Consider the following 14,388-nt stretch of genomic DNA (forward strand, 5'->3'; position numbering starts at 1 on the left):
GTCACACCCGGTAATGGGCCGAGTTCCGGGACAGGTTGACGTTGTAATAGGGATCGGAGCGCAGTTCCGCGCCCCAGCGGCCGAGCATCACCCGGGTCTCGGCCTCGAACCGCGCCTTCTTCTCCGGGGTGTCCTCCGGGCCGCGGCTCTTCGATTCGTGGTGGATCAGCGTGGCGAAGGGCGTCCAGACGAGCCGGTACCCCGCCTTGCGGATCCTCAGGCAGAGATCGACGTCGTTGAAGGCCACCTTCAGCGCCTCGGCATCGAACCCGCCGACCTCTTCGAACACGGCGGCCCGCATCGCGAGGCAGGCGCCCGTCACCGCCGAGACCTCGTGCGCGATCTTCATGCGCGCGAAATAGCCGGGCTCTGAATCCGGCACGCCGAGATGGCTGTGTCCGGCGACCCCGTCGATGCCCAGCACGATGCCCCCGTGCTGGATCGTCCGGTCGGGATACAGGAGCTTCGCCCCCACACCGCCGATCTCCGGCCGCACCGCCTGCCGCACCAGTTCGGTGAGCCAGCCCGGCTCGATGACCTCGATGTCGTTGTTGAGGAACAGGAGCACCGGCCCGGTCGCCGCCGCCGCGCCCCGGTTCGACAGGTCGGAGAAGTTGAACGGGCCGGGGACAGGCACCACCCGCACCCGGCGATCCTGCGCGAGTTCGGCGAACAGCGCGGTCGTCGCGGCCTCGCAGCTGTCGTTGTCGACGACCACCGCCTCAATATCCGGGTAATCGGTGCGGGTCAGGAGCCCGTCGAGTGTCACCTTCAGCAACTCGGCCCGGTCGCGGGTCGGGATGATCACCGACACGCGCGGCGGGGGATCGGGGAGGGGGTGGACCAGGCGGTTGAACCCTTCCGGCCCCCGCTCGGCGCGGGCGCCCGTGACGGCGGCGACCTCTTCGAGCGCACGCAGCCGCGCCTCCTCGGCCCGGCCGAGCGCCCTGTCGGAGAACGAGCCGGAACCCGCCTCGGCGCGCCAATGATAGAGCACGCGTGGCACATGGCGGATCCGCGCCGGGTCGAGCCCGGCCGTCAACCGCAGGAGCAGATCGTGATCCTGGCTTCCCTCGAAGCCGGGGCGCAGTCCACCCGTCGCCCGCAGGGCATCGGTGCGCACGGCCGTGAGGTGGTTGATGTAGTTCTGGCCGTAGAGGAGTTCGCGGTCGAAATCCGCCTTGAAATGCGGCTCGAACCGGTGGCCCCGCGCGTCGATCTTGTCCTCGTCGCTATAGACGAGGACGAGGCCGGGATCCTCCCGCGCCACGCGGGCGATCTCGTAGAGGGCATCCTCGGCGAGCACGTCGTCGTGGTCGAGGAAGGCGCACCATGCGCCCTCGGCCATCGCCAGGGCGTCGTTGGTGGCGCGGGCGATATGGCCGTTCTCCGTCCGGCGGAGAACGCGGATGCGCGGATCGGCGGCAGCGGCGCGGGCGAGCAGGCGCGCCACGGCCGGATCCGTCGAGGCGTCATCGACGGCACAGAGTTCCCAATGCGGGTAGATCTGCGCCTTCAACGAGGCGAGGGCGGCCTGCAATACCTTCGGCGCGGGGTTGTAGACCGGCATCAGCACGGAGACGACGGGCGGATCACGCCAACCAGCGATCTCGGTGGCGAGGGCGGCCTTTTCCGGCGCGCGGCGCCGGTTGGCGAGGATCCAGCGCGGGTAGCCGGTCTCGCGGCGCCCGTTCAGGGCCCGCTCCATCAGTCCGCGGGCGCGGACCTTCTTGCCGACGACGCGCCATTTCAGCGCCTTGAGGGCGAGATCGGGCGAGCGCCGGAGGCCGCGTAGCAACAGCCATGGCCGCAGGAGGCGGCGGATGCGCACACGGCGCAAGGCGGGCGGCACCTTGCCGAGGCGGGTGGCGATGCGCAGCGCGACGGCCTCCGGCGGCACGCGCCCGGTCCAGAGATGGACACCGCCACCGATCGATTCCTCGTGCAGCAAGGGGCCGGGACGCCCGTCCGGACCGATGAAGGCGAGGGCGAAGCCCACGGCCTCGGCCGCCGGGTCGTCCGTGAGGCGCAGGTCGACCCAGCGTCCGCGCAGGGCCGAGACGGGCAGCCGAAGACCGTCATGCCCCTCCTGCAGGGGCGGGCCGGAGGCGGCGGAGCGCATGCTCACGCCTTCCAGATCTTGTCGACCGTGTCCTTCACGGCGTCGGTGAGGGCGACGTCGTAGACCAGCATCTCCTGCACCGGCTTGACCGCCCGCAGCCGCTCCGCGAGGGCGGCGACCTCGGCGGAGGGGGGCGCTGCATCGGGGACGTCGGCGTCGATCTCCAGCCGGTCCATGAGGCTGGAAACGAAGGCGTCGTATCGCTCCCGGTGGCCGACGATGCCGACGCGGGCGATCACCTCGATGGCCGCGATCGAGTGGCCGGGGAAGAGCCGGTCCTCCGGCATGCGGGTGGCGAGCTGGCGGATCAGCGGATTGTAGAGCAGCCGGTAGGCGGGCTCCGGCATCATGCGGAAATACCGCTTCAGGCTGCGCAGATCGGTCAGGTCGTATTCGGCGCCGAAGGTGGCCGCCTCCGCCAGGGGCCCGAGCCGCCAGCGACGGGCCGGATCGGCCCCCTCCTCGCCCCGGTCGCGCAGCCAGAGCATCCGGGTCGCCATCTCGATATAGGGATCCTGGACGAGGATGCTGGTGAGCATCATGTCCGGCATCATGAAGTTCTCGTAGCGGGGCACGATCAGCGCCCCGGACAGGAACAGGGACGGCATCACCTCGCTGCCGAGGACGCTGGTCAGCACCTCGTCGGTCAGCCGGTGCAGGCCGAAATAGCAATGCCGGAAAAACGGGAAGAGCGCCGTCTGAAGCCCGGTCTCGGGCTCGATGCCGGTGTTGACCAGAAGAAACCGCTTCTGCAGCAGCCCCTCGTCCGGCAGGCGCCGATAGATGCGGACGTTGGTGTCGGAATCGTAGAGTTCGAGGTCGCGCATCTCAGCGATGCCGGGCACTTGGGCCTCGGACAGCTGGAAGGTGCACTGGCCGGTGGAGTGCCAGCCGAACTGCTTGAAATTCTCATCGAAGATGGCGGCGGGAACATCGGCGATGCGCCGCCCGCCGGACGAAACGACCACCCGGCTGATGGCGAGCGGATTGTCGGGCACGATCCAACCCTGGATCATGGTGCCGGCGTCGTAATCGATGTGGAACCGCATGCTCCGGGTCTCGTGCCGAACCCGATAAACCCGTTCGGGATGGCGGAACGGGACGTCGACGGCCGGGTGTGCGAGGCGGGGCTTACAGGAGCGGTCGGATCTCTACAATACGGGTGACCTCGCCAAGCCTTCGACGCACGAGCCTCGAAATCCGGCTTGCGCCCTCCGCGCACAGCGGCTATAGCCCCCGCCCACCGGCACCGAACGGATGCCGGTGCGGAGACGTAGCACAGCGGTAGTGCATTCCCTTGACATGGGAAAGGTCACAGGTTCGATCCCTGTCGTCTCCACCATTCCTCGATTGAGCCGTGATCGAGGACGACCCCAACCCCTTCGCCTTTTAGAGCGGGACTGCCTGTCCCACGCCGTCGCAGCGCCACTCCCGCGCGACGAAGACGATCCTGATCGGCGCCCGCTTTCGCGCTGACGCGGTCTCGTCCGGTCGCCGCTCGCAATCAGCCTGCCTCTCACCGCGCCGCCCCGGCGACCGGGGCGGCGGCGGCACGGATCAAGCCACCATGGCTCGCGAAGCCTCGCGAACCTGCCGCGTCGAGGCATCGACCTCCTGTGTCGCGGTGGCGATCAAGCCGATGTTCTGACTGATCTCCGACACGGCCTGGGTCATGGCCTGCATGTTGAGCGACATTTCCTGGGCGACGGCGGCCTGCTGCTCGACGGCGGTCGAGATGGCCGAGGAGATCTCGTTGACCTCGCCGATGGTCCTGCCGATTCCGGAAATGGCCGTGGCGGCCTCGCTCGCGGCGGCCTGCGTCTGCACGATCTGGCTGCCGATGCTCTCGGTCGCCTTGGCGGTCTGGGCCGCCAGGGCCTTCACCTCGGCGGCGACCACCGCGAAGCCCTTGCCCGCCTCGCCCGCCCGCGCGGCCTCGATCGTGGCGTTGAGGGCGAGAAGGTTCGTCTGCCCGGCGATCGAATTGATCATCTCGACCACCTCTCCGATCCGCTGGGCGGCGGAGGCGAGACCGGTGACCACTTCCGAGGTGGCGACCGCCTGCTCGACCGCCCGGCCGGTGACCTGCAACGCGCGGTTCACCTGTTCGCTGATCTCGCCCACCGAGGCCGCCAGTTCCTCGGAGCCGGCGGCGACGCTCTGCGTGTTGCCGGACGCCTGCTCCGCCGCGCTCGCGGCGCCCACAGCCTGGTGGGACGCGCGCGAGATGGCCTCCGCGATACCGTCGAGGTCGCGGTCGACACCGCGGTGGAGTTCCGCCCGGCGGTGGCGCTCGGCCATGGCCGCCGTGATGTCGGTGGCGAACTTCACCACCTTCACGAGTCGGCCGGAGGCATCGCGGACCGGATTGTAGGTCGCCTGGATCCAGACCTCGCGCCCACCCTTCCCGATGCGCTTGTATTCCGCCTGCTGGAACTCGCCCTTGCGCAGCGTCTCCCAAAAGATCCGGTAGGCTGGGCTCTCGCGTTCGGCCGGGTCGACGAACAGGGAGTGATGCTGGCCCTTCGCCTCATCGAGGGAATAGCCGAGTATCGCGAGGAAATTGGCATTGGCCGTGATGACCGTGCCGTCGAGGTTGAACTCGATGATGCCCTGCGATCGGTCGAGGGCGTTGAGCTTGCCCTCGAAATCGGCGTTCCGCAGCTTCTGCGCCGTGACGTCGCTGGCGCATTTGAAGACGCCGTAGGTCTTGCCGTTCCGGTCCTTGAGCGGGCAGTAGCTGCCCTGGATCCAGACCTCGCGCCCGCCCTTCGCGATACGCTTGTATTCGGCGCTCTGATGCTCGCCCCGGCGCAGGCTGTCCCAAAACTGCCGGTAGGCCGCGCCCTCGCGCTCGGTCGGATCGACGAACAGGGAGTGATGCTGGCCCTGGATCTCTTCCAACGCGTAGCCCACGAGGGACAAAAAGACTTCGTTGGCTGCGACGATTTTTCCATCGAGATCGAACTCGATCAGAGCGTGCGAGTTACCGATCGCATCCAACTTTACGCGACTATCCGACCGCGAAAAAAACATGCCTCATCCCCAATACCGCCCGACCGTGCATTCAATTCTAAATAAATGAATATCCTATTAAAAACCTCGGAACCTGATCTGAGTTATAAGATCAATTTCTGATGGTATCGCAGAATTTACTGGATATCTGTCGTTTTTCGCGACCGCGGACGGCATTCCGGTCATCCTGACAGTCGGACAAGGGCGATTGCCGCGAATGCAGGATGCTAGAGCCATTAACAATCAAGTTGGCTTACGTGCCTCCGTCCTCGCGAGCGTCAGCGAAGCAATCCCGGGGCAGCGGGAGGCGTCAGAACGGTGCGCCTCCCTGGATGGCTTCGCTGACGCTCGCAAAGACGGCCGGGAATCCATCGACGGGGGCGGCTCAACTCGGTCGGATAAGGCTCTAGCTCCCTGTTGATGCATCAATCTTTCCAGATACGGCCGACGCCCTTGTCTGGATCGATGCAGAGAGTGAACCGCCGCCGCTCATCCATGGGAGGTCCCTGAGGCTCGCGGTCGCAATCACGCGTTGCAACGACTTGCCACCAAAGCGAGCTTCGCGCGTTGGCGCGTTCAGTTGCTTCCGATTGGAGAGAGCGATGCTCGCCCGGTCCACCCTCGCACTGGTGATGCTGACGTCGAGCGCCCTCGTCTCGGGCGCCCAGGCCGCCGCGTTCGACGACTTGAAGGGCTATCTCGCGTCTTGCCTGCGCTTCGAGATGAAGGGGCCCGGCGTCCCGCGCGGCGGTCCGGCCTCGGCCAGGGTCCGCTACGCCCTCGATCGCTGCTCCGACGATGTCGCGCGGCTCGAGCGCGCCGACGGGCGCCGCCTGCGCGAGGATGGCGGCATCAGCCCGTCGACGAAGGAGGTGATCCGGAGCGTGATGGGCCGCGACAGCGGCTACGCGAACGCCCGGTACTAAGAGCTCTCAGGGGTTGACCCGCTTCGGGATGGGACGGCCCCGGCAGGCGGCGCGGAATTGCTGGCGGGAGAGGCCCTTCATGTTGCGGCGGTCGGCGGCCTGGGTGCACGCCATCTTCCGGTCGGCCTTGTTCAATTCCCGCGTGCCCGTGGTCGGCACATCCGTCGGGCTGGGCGAGACGTAGCTTTGCGCCAAGACCGCGTTCGACATCCCGATCACAACGCACAAACCAAGACACAGAGTCCGCATCGCTCACCTCCGATTCACGTGTGAATTGCAGCAAGAGTCGCGCCACGACTGGACGTCATTATTTGGAAAAACCGGACTCCGGATAGCGAAGAGGATCGCCCGCGCGACGGTTATCGTAGACGCATTCGCCCGCCACCCAGGTCGCCCGCACCGTGCGGTGATCGCCGAGGATCATCAGGACGAACAGCAACTCCTCGATGTCCCGGCAGGTACCGGTACGGAATCCGAGCAACGGCGTTGCCGCCAGGTCGAGGATGCAGAGATCCGCCTCGTAGCCGGGGCCGATGCGGCCGATGCGGTCATCGAGGCGCAGGGCCTCGGCGCCGCCGAGGGTGGCCAGCCAGAAGGCCCGCGCCGGATCGAGCTTGGTGCCGCGCAGGGCGGCGACCTTGTAGGCGTCCCCGAGGGTTTTCAGGAGCGAGAGCGTCGTCCCGGCTCCGACATCGCTGCCGAGCCCCACCCGCACCGGCCGCTTCGGATCGAGGGCGTCGAACAGCCGGAACAGGCCGCTGCCGAGGAAGCCGTTCGAGGTCGGGCAATGGGCCAGCGCCGCCCCCGCCCGGTGGCAGGTGCAGAAATCCTCCTCGGTCACGTGGATGGCATGGCCGAAGACCGAGCGCGGGCCGACGAGCCCCGAGCGCGCATAGACGTCGAGGTAGCTCGCCCGGTCCGGGAACAGGTCCATCACCCAGGCGACCTCGTCCGGGTTCTCGCAGAGATGGGTCTGGAGGAAGAGCCCGTCATGCTCGGACAGGAGCGTTCCGGCCGCGTCGAGCTGCGCCTGCGTGCAGGATGGGGCAAAGCGGGGCGTGACCGCGTAGAGTTGCCGCCCGCGCCCGTGCCAGCGGGCGATCAGGGCCTTGCTCTCGTCGTAGCCGCTCTGCGCGGTATCGAGGAGCGCGGCGGGGGCGTTGCGGTCCATCAGGACCTTGCCCGCGATCATGCGGGTGTTGAACCGTTCGGATTCGGCGAAGAACGCCTCGACCGAGCCGGGATGGACCGTGCAATAGACCATCGCCGTGGTCGTCCCGGCCCCCAGGATCTCGCGGAAGAACAGCTTGGCGACGCGCTCGGCATGGGCTTGGTCGGCGAACTGGAGTTCCGCCGGGAAGGTATACTTGTCGAGCCATGCCAGCAGTTGCTCGCCGTAGGAGGCGATCATCTGAAGCTGCGGATAATGGACATGGGTGTCGATCAGCCCCGGCAGGATCAGCGCGTTCTCGTACCGCTCCACCGTGACGCCCGCCGGGAGGCGTCCCACGGTCTCGGCGTAGGGGCCGAAGGCGGCGATCCGCCCATCCTCGATCAGGATCAGCGCGTCCTCGACATGGTCGAGGCAGCCCTCGGCCAGGAACGGGTTCCCCGACAGGCTGACCGCACGGCCGCGCACGGCCCGCCGCCGGGGACGGGGCGATCCCTCCGTCATGTCAGGCCGCGCCGCCGAGCGCGGAGATTGCCTGAGCGGAGTGGGACACCCAGCCAAAGATCCCACCCTGCGCCTTGATCATGGCCAGCCCCGCCTCGTGGAAGGCCGGAATATAGGACGCGCAGGCATCCGCGATCACCACGCAGCGGTAGCCCCGGTCGTTGGCCTCGCGAACGGTGGTGTGGACGCAGACCTCCGTCGTCACCCCGCAGACGAGCAGCGTGTCGATCCGCCGGGCGGACAGGATGCCCGCAAGGTCGGTGGCATAGAAGGCGCCCTTACCGGGCTTGTCGATCACCGGTTCGCCGGGCAGGGGCCGCAGGGCCGGAATGATGTCGTGACCGGGTTCGCCCCGGATCAGGATCCGGCCCATCGGCCCGGGATCGCCGATGCGGGCCGAGGGTGCGCCGCGGGCGATCTTGGCGGGCGGGGCGTCCGACAGGTCGGGCCGGTGCCCCTCCCGCGTATGGATCACGAGGAGGCCGGCCCGGCGGGCCGCGTCGAGCAGGGAGGCGGCCGGTGCGATGGCAGCGGCAAGGCGCGAAACGTCGTTGCCGAGGCTCTCCCCGAAGCCGCCCGGCTCCAGGAAATCCCGCTGCATGTCGATGATGACCAGGGCCGTCGCCGCAGGATCGAAGGCGAGGGGAGCGGGCTCGGCCTCGAGATGGACGGTGGGGGTGGCTGTCGGCATGGCCCTCTCTCGCGCCAATCCCTGCAAGCCCGATGATCACTCGGGGGGATGATGCCCCGCTTTGCAAAAAGCATGCACAGCCGTTCAGCGGATGATCGGCGTCATTCAAGCGCCCGGCGTGACCATTCCAAAGGCATTCTGAGCGGAAACGGCAGATTTTGTGACGTTTCCGCAACATTGCACCCAGTCGCTCTAGCCATTCTCATCGCTGGCATAGGGGTTGCTGATTTCTCGGAAACTTTTTGAGGACTCGGGGGACCGGAAAGATGTTCAAGCGTGTGTTGGCGGCCGCCCTTTCACTTTGCGTCACCAGTGCAGCTTTCGCGGCCGATCTCGACACACTGAAGAAGGCCCCCGAAGTCGTTCCCGCGAAGGAACCGTCGTTCTTCCTGTTTTCCGATACGCAGATCAGCTACCGCTACCAGTTCCCGACCGTCTCGCCGGGCGTCCAGATTCAGCGGGCCGACGGCAGCTTCGTCTCGCGCGAGGCGCCCAAGCAGATCCTCAACATCTCCCACGCCGACGCCTGGGCCTACGGCACCAACTTCTTCTCCCTCGACATCCTCAAGTCCGGCTCGCAGTTCCCCGCAGGCACGACCAATCCCCCCGGATCGATCGCCAACCCGTTCTTCGCCGATTACGGCAACACCGAAGCCTACGGCCTGTATCGCGGCACCCTCAGCCTCAACGCCCTGTCCGGCACCAAGGCCTTCACCATCCCCGGCCTCGTCAAGGACGTCTCCCTGGCCTTCGGCTTCGACGCCAACTCGCAGAACGACGCCTTCGGCTCGAAGAAGCGCGACGTGGTCGGCGGCCTGAACTTCGCCTTCGACGTGCCCGCCGGGTTCCTCAACCTCTCCGTCCACGCCTACAAGGAATGGAACCGCAACGGCTTCAACGTTCAGCCCGATCGCGACCAGAGCTTCGACACGGTGCCGGAGTTCGAGGTGGTCTACAGCTTCCCGCTGACCTTCACCGGCCTGCCGCTGAGCGTCACCGGCTTCAACAACATCGTCCTGCCCAAGGGCCGCGGCGTGCAGAACGTGGCCGCCTTCCCGTTCAACCCGCCGCGCGGCCTCGAATTCCTGTCGCGGACCAACCTCGTCCTCGACCTCGGCAAGCTCGTCTACGACCAGCCCAACCGCGTCGATGTGTTCATCGGCTTCCAGTACTGGCTGAACAAGTTCGGCAACGTCGAGACCGCCAACTTCAAGGGCACGGAAGAAAAGAGCTTCCTCGCCGGCGTCGCCTTCCACGTGTTCTGACCGGTGGGGTCCGGCATTCAGGAACGGCCCACACCCGGCCCGCCGGCCCCGGCAGGCGATCCGCGCCCGTTATTCGGCGCCTACGGCATCGTGAAGCGCTTCGGCGACTTCACGGCCAACGACCATGTCGATCTCGAGATCCGGGCCGGGGAAATCCACGCCCTGCTCGGCGAGAACGGCGCGGGCAAGTCCACGCTGATGAAGATCCTCTACGGACTGCTGGAGCCGACGGAGGGGGCCATCACCCATCTCGGGCAGACGGTGCGGCTCGCCAATCCCGAGGCCGCGCGGCGGCTCGGCATCGGCATGGTGTTCCAGCACTTCTCGCTCTGCGAGAACCTGACGGTGGCCGAGAACATCGCTTTGGTGATGGGGCGTGGCCTGAGCCGGGCCGAACTGGCGCGCCGGATCGCGGCCTTGGGAGACACCTACGGCCTGCATCTCGAACCGGACCGGCCGGTCTGGTCGCTGTCCGCCGGGGAACGGCAGCGGATCGAGATCGTCCGCTGCCTGCTTCAGGATCCGAAGCTCGTGATCCTCGACGAGCCGACCTCGGTGCTGACGCCGGGCGAGGCCGAATTGCTGTTTACCGTGCTGGAGCGGCTGCGCGACGAGGGGCGGGCGCTCCTCTACATCTCGCACCGGCTCGACGAGGTGCGCCGTCTCTGCGCGCGGGCGACGATCCTGCGCGCGGGTAAGGTGGTCGGCGCCTGCGATCCCCGGCAGGAGAGCGCCGCCTCCCTCGCCGCGATGATGGTGGGCGCGCAGGTCCGCGAGATCGCCCCCGCGGCCGCCGCGCGACCCGGTGGGGAGCGCCTGCGCCTCGACAGGCTGTCGCTGCCCGCCCCCGGCCTGCACGCCACCGCCCTGAAGGAGATCGGCCTGACGATCCGGGGCGGCGAAATCCTCGGCATCGCGGGCATCGCGGGGAACGGGCAGGCGGAACTCTTCGCCGCCCTCTCCGGCGAGGTTTTGGCCGGGCGAGCCGAGGCCGTGCTCATCGACGGGAAGCCCGCCGGTCATCTCGGAGTCAATGCAAGGCGGCGCCTCGGCGCGGCCTTCGTGCCGGAGGAGCGCAACGGCCACGCCGCCGCCCCCGCCATGAGCCTGTCCGAGAACGTTGTGCTCTCCCGCCACGCCACCGCGCCGCTGACCCGCTTCGGCTTCCTGCGCCGGGGCACCGCCCAGGTCCTCGCAACGCGGGTGATCGAGGCCTTCGACGTGCGCAAGGCGGGGCCCGACCCCGCCGCCGGAACCCTGTCCGGGGGCAACCTCCAGAAATTCGTCGTCGGGCGCGAGATCCTGGCCGCGCCGGGGCTCCTCGTGGTCGATCAGCCGACCTGGGGCGTCGATGCGGCGGCGGCCGCGCGCATCCGGCAGGCGCTGATCGACCTCGCCGCGAGCGGCAGCGCCGTGCTGGCGATCAGCCAGGACCTCGACGAATTGTTCGAGATCGCCGAGTCCATCGCCGTCCTCCATGCCGGGCAGCTCTCGCCCGCCGTGCCGCGCAGGCAGACCAGCCGCGAGGCGGTGGGCCTGCTGATGGGCGGCGGCGAGGCGGCGCCATCCGCGTCGGCCATCCCGCTCCCTCCCGAGGCCGCCCATGCGTCTTGACCTCGTGCCGCGCGGCCAGCGCTCGCCGTGGGCGGAAGCCCTGTCGCCGACGCTCGCCTTCCTCGCGGCGGTGCTGATCGGCGGGATCGCCGTCTTCGCGATGGGCGTGTCGCCGGGCGCCGCCTTCGCTGCCTATTTCATCGCGCCGCTTGCCGAAGCGTGGTCCCTGCAGGAGGTCGCCATCAAGGCGGCGCCCCTCGCGCTCATCGCGACCGGGCTCGCCTTCTGCTACCGGGCGAACCTCTGGAATATCGGGGCCGAGGGCCAGTTCGTCGTCGGCGGCCTTGCCGGGGGCATGATCGCCATCGCCACCCATGGCAGCACCGGCGCCACTACCTGGATCCTGCCAACAATGCTCGTCACCGGCACGCTGGCGGGAATCGCCTACGCGATGATCCCCGCCATCCTGCGGGTGAAGCTCGGCGTCTCGGAGATCCTGACGAGCCTGATGCTTGTCTATGTGGCGGAACTCCTACTCGACTACATGGCGCGCGGGCCGTTACGCGATCCGGCGGGGTTCAACTTCCCGCAGAGCGTGTCCTTCGATCCCGCCGCGCGGCTTCCCTACCTCTGGGAGGGCGAGACACTCCATGCGGGCGTCCTCCTCGCCCTCGTCGCGACCGTGCTGGCGGTCGTGGTGCTCGGCCGCTCCCTGTTCGGGTTCGAGATGCGGGTGGTCGGCGCGAGCCCCCGCGCCGCCCGGTTCGCGGGGTTCAGCGAAGGACGGCTGACGCTCCTGGCCTTCGCGATCTCCGGCGGCGCGGCGGGCCTCGCGGGCATCGTCGAGGTCGCGGGCCGGATCGGCCAGCTCCAGCCGACCATCTCGCCAGGCTACGGCTTCACCGCGATCATCGTCGCCTTCCTCGGGCGGCTGTCGCCGGTGGGCATCCTCGTCGCGGCCTTCGTCATCGCGGTCACCACGATCGGCGGGGAGGCGGCGCAGATCGACCTGCGGCTGCCCCTCGACCTCACGCGGGCCTTCCAGGGGCTGCTGCTCGGCCTCGTGCTGGGGGCCGACGTGCTCACGCGATTCAAGGTCCGCCTCGTGCCGGGAACCGCGCGATGAGCCTCGATCTGCTTCCGATGGTGCTGGCCACGGTGCTGGCGGCGGCGACGCCGCTGATCATCGCCGCGCTCGGGGAACTCGTCGCCGAGCGGGCGGGCGTGCTCAACCTCGGCGTCGAGGGCATGATGGTCTGCGGCGCGGCCATCGGCTTCGCGGCAGCGGTGGAGAGCGGCTCGACCTTCGCGGGGGCCCTCGCCGGGATCGGCGCCGGGATCGCCCTTGCCGCCCTGTTCGGCCTTCTGACCGTGGGGCTCGCGGCGAACCAAGTGGCCTCGGGGCTCGCCCTTACGATTCTCGGCCTCGGCCTCTCGGGGCTCGTCGGGGCGGGCTATGTCGGGCTGAAGCGGGAGCCCGCGCCTCATCTGAACCTCCCTTTCCTCACCGACCTGCCCATCGTGGGCCGTCTCGTCTTCGGGCAGGACGGGTTCGTCTATGCGGGCCTCGCCCTGGCGCTCGGCGTCGCGTGGTTCCTGTGGCGGACGCGGACGGGGCTGATCCTGCGGGCCGTGGGCGACGACCACACCGCGACCCATTCCCTCGGGTTGCCGGTGCGCCTCGTGCGGTTCCTCGCGGTGCTGTTCGGGGGCGGCTGCGCGGGGCTCGCAGGCGCCTATCTCTCGCTCGCCTACACGCCGTTCTGGGCACCCGCCATGACCGCCGGGCGCGGCTGGATCGCGCTGGCCCTCGTCGTCTTCGCCTCGTGGCGGCCGGGGAGGGTGGTGGCGGGCGCGATCCTGTTCGGCGGCGCGACCGTGCTGCAACTCCATGCCCAGGCGTCCGGCATCGGCCTGCCGGGGCAGTTGCTCTCGGCGCTCCCCTACCTCGCAACGATCCTGGCGCTGGTCCTGCTGTCGCTCGGGCGTCGGCGGGGCGGCTCCCTGGCCCCCGCCGCCCTAGGGCGGGACTTCACCCCACACCGTTAGACACCACGGAAAAGGACCCATGCGGATGTTGCGGACGACTCTCGGCGCCTGCCTCGGCGCGCTTCTCCTGTTCTCCGGCGCGGCGAAGGCCGAGGACAAGCTCAAGGTCGGTTTCGTGTATGTCGGGCCGGTGGCCGATTACGGCTATTCGTTCCAACACGACCTGAGCCGCAAGGCGCTCGCCGAGGCCCTGCCCGGCAAGGTCGAAACCACCTACCTCGAGAACGTGCCGGAGGCCGACAGCGAGCGCGCCATCGAGAAGCTGGCCCGCTCCGGCATGGGGCTGATCTTCACCACCTCCTTCGGCTTCATGGAGCCGACCCTGAAGGTCGCCCGGAAATTCCCGAAGGTGAAGTTCGAGCACGCCACCGGCTACAAGCGCGCCGATAACGTCTCGACCTACTCGGCCCGGTTCTATGAGGGCCGCTACGTGTGCGGGAAGATCGCCGCCAAGCTCTCGAAGACGGGCACGGTCGGCTACATCGCCTCCTTCCCGATCCCCGAGGTCGTGAGCGGCATCAATGCCTTCATGCTCGGCGCGCAATCGGTGAACCCGAACATCAAGGTGAAGATTGTTTGGGTGAACACGTGGTTCGACCCCGGCAAGGAGGCGGAGGCCGCCAAGGCGCTGCTGGCGCAGGGGGCCGACATCCTGTCCCAGCACACCGACTCCGCCGCCCCGCTGCAGGAGGCGGAGAAACAGGGCAAGCTCGCCTTCGGCCAGTCCTCGGACCAGTACCGCTTCGCCCCCAAGGCGCAGCTCACCTCGATCGTGGATGACTGGAACGGCTACGTCATCGCCGAGGCCAAGGCCGTGCTCGACGGGACGTGGAAGAGTCACGACACCTGGGGCGGCATCAAGGACGGCATGGTCGTCCTCGCGCCCTTCACCAACATGCCCGACGACGTGAAGGCCATGGCCGAGGCGACCGTGAAGGACATCGCCTCCGGCAAAGTCCAGCCCTTCGCCGGTCCGGTGACGAAGCAGGACGGCACCGTGGCCGTCAAGGACGGCGAGACCGCCCCCGACCCGATGATCCTCGGCATGAACTGGTACGTGAAGGGGATCGACGACAAGCTGCCGCAGTAAG

General features: G+C 68.3%; 12 protein-coding genes and 1 tRNA gene. 7 read left to right on the forward strand and 6 right to left on the reverse strand.

The annotated features are described in order from the left end of the window. Position 1: 1 nt before the first annotated feature. A complete protein-coding gene (locus J4O73_RS13690; RefSeq protein WP_426218379.1) occupies positions 2-2,122 on the reverse strand; it encodes a glycosyltransferase family 2 protein in 2,121 nt (706 codons plus the stop codon). Between the two features lie 2 nt (positions 2,123-2,124). After that, complete coding sequence (locus J4O73_RS13695) at positions 2,125-3,171, reverse strand: hypothetical protein (protein WP_426218108.1); 1,047 nt, start codon at positions 3,169-3,171, stop codon at positions 2,125-2,127. A gap of 218 nt (positions 3,172-3,389) precedes the next feature. Here J4O73_RS13695 and J4O73_RS13700 point away from each other — a divergent pair. Then, positions 3,390-3,464, forward strand: a tRNA-Val gene (locus tag J4O73_RS13700). A 215-nt stretch (positions 3,465-3,679) separates the two neighbouring features. Here the strand turns inward: J4O73_RS13700 and J4O73_RS13705 are convergent. Next, positions 3,680-5,158, reverse strand: a complete 1,479-nt coding sequence (locus tag J4O73_RS13705) for a methyl-accepting chemotaxis protein (RefSeq protein ID WP_426218109.1) — start codon at positions 5,156-5,158, stop codon at positions 3,680-3,682. A 581-nt stretch (positions 5,159-5,739) separates the two neighbouring features. Here J4O73_RS13705 and J4O73_RS13710 point away from each other — a divergent pair. Continuing rightward, entirely contained in the window at positions 5,740-6,063 is a 324-nt protein-coding gene (locus tag J4O73_RS13710; protein ID WP_426218110.1) for a hypothetical protein, read from the forward strand. A 6-nt stretch (positions 6,064-6,069) separates the two neighbouring features. Here the strand turns inward: J4O73_RS13710 and J4O73_RS13715 are convergent, their stop codons facing one another. From J4O73_RS13715 to J4O73_RS13725, 3 genes are all read right to left on the reverse strand, one after another. Continuing rightward, positions 6,070-6,273 (reverse strand): hypothetical protein, encoded by a 204-nt coding sequence (locus J4O73_RS13715; RefSeq protein ID WP_426218111.1) that lies wholly within the window; start codon positions 6,271-6,273, stop codon positions 6,070-6,072. A 97-nt stretch (positions 6,274-6,370) separates the two neighbouring features. Continuing rightward, a complete protein-coding gene (gene guaD / locus J4O73_RS13720) occupies positions 6,371-7,738 on the reverse strand; it encodes a guanine deaminase (RefSeq protein ID WP_426218112.1) in 1,368 nt (455 codons plus the stop codon). 1 nt (position 7,739) lies between these two features. Beyond that, positions 7,740-8,429, reverse strand: a complete 690-nt coding sequence (locus J4O73_RS13725; protein ID WP_426218113.1) for a cysteine hydrolase family protein — start codon at positions 8,427-8,429, stop codon at positions 7,740-7,742. Positions 8,430-8,695: 266 nt separating this feature from the next. Between J4O73_RS13725 and J4O73_RS13730 the strand changes: the two genes are divergently transcribed. From J4O73_RS13730 to J4O73_RS13750, 5 genes are all read left to right on the forward strand, one after another. Further along, positions 8,696-9,694 carry a hypothetical protein gene (locus J4O73_RS13730; RefSeq protein ID WP_426218114.1) on the forward strand — a complete coding sequence of 333 codons (999 nt, stop codon included), beginning with the start codon at positions 8,696-8,698 and terminating at the stop codon, positions 9,692-9,694. Positions 9,695-9,784: 90 nt separating this feature from the next. Next, positions 9,785-11,308: an ABC transporter ATP-binding protein gene (locus tag J4O73_RS13735; RefSeq protein WP_426218115.1), complete on the forward strand. Its 1,524-nt coding sequence runs from the start codon at positions 9,785-9,787 to the stop codon at positions 11,306-11,308. Continuing rightward, positions 11,298-12,374 carry an ABC transporter permease gene (locus J4O73_RS13740; RefSeq protein ID WP_426218116.1) on the forward strand — a complete coding sequence of 359 codons (1,077 nt, stop codon included), beginning with the start codon at positions 11,298-11,300 and terminating at the stop codon, positions 12,372-12,374. The genes J4O73_RS13735 and J4O73_RS13740 overlap by 11 nt, the downstream gene beginning before the upstream one ends. Further along, complete coding sequence (locus tag J4O73_RS13745) at positions 12,371-13,297, forward strand: ABC transporter permease (RefSeq protein WP_426218117.1); 927 nt, start codon at positions 12,371-12,373, stop codon at positions 13,295-13,297. Before J4O73_RS13740 ends, J4O73_RS13745 begins: the two co-directional genes overlap by 4 nt. A 25-nt stretch (positions 13,298-13,322) precedes the next feature. Further along, positions 13,323-14,387 carry a BMP family ABC transporter substrate-binding protein gene (locus J4O73_RS13750; protein ID WP_426218118.1) on the forward strand — a complete coding sequence of 355 codons (1,065 nt, stop codon included), beginning with the start codon at positions 13,323-13,325 and terminating at the stop codon, positions 14,385-14,387. Position 14,388 lies beyond the last annotated feature (1 nt).

The sequence above is a fragment of the Methylobacterium sp. NFXW15 genome, from assembly GCF_049887755.1.
Classification (GTDB): domain Bacteria; phylum Pseudomonadota; class Alphaproteobacteria; order Rhizobiales; family Beijerinckiaceae; genus Methylobacterium.